Origin of the sequence: Nocardioides malaquae, assembly GCF_015070385.1 — a bacterium.
Classification (GTDB): Bacteria; Actinomycetota; Actinomycetes; order Propionibacteriales; family Nocardioidaceae; genus Nocardioides; species Nocardioides malaquae.
On record NZ_JADCSA010000449.1, the window covers coordinates 1 to 268 of the forward strand.

The following is a 268-nucleotide window of genomic DNA, read 5'->3' on the forward strand; positions in this document are numbered from 1 at the left end:
GCGCCCTATTCAGACTCGCTTTCGCTACGGATCCGTGACTTAATCACTTAACCTTGCTAGCAACGGTAACTCGTAGGCTCATTATGCAAAAGGCACGCCGTCACCTCTCGGCTCCAACCGCTTGTAAGCGTATGGTTTCAGGTTCTATTTCACTCCCTTATTCAGGGTTCTTTTCACCTTTCCCTCACGGTACTAGTTCACTATCGGTCTCTCAGGAGTATTTAGCCTTATGGGATGGTCCCCACGAATTCATACAGGGTTTCACGTG

At 48.9% G+C, this 268-nt stretch carries 1 rRNA gene; it reads right to left on the reverse strand.

Annotation, left to right across the window (positions count from 1 at the left end):
* A 23S ribosomal RNA gene (locus IEQ44_RS18205) occupies positions 1 to 268 on the reverse strand; the annotation flags it as partial.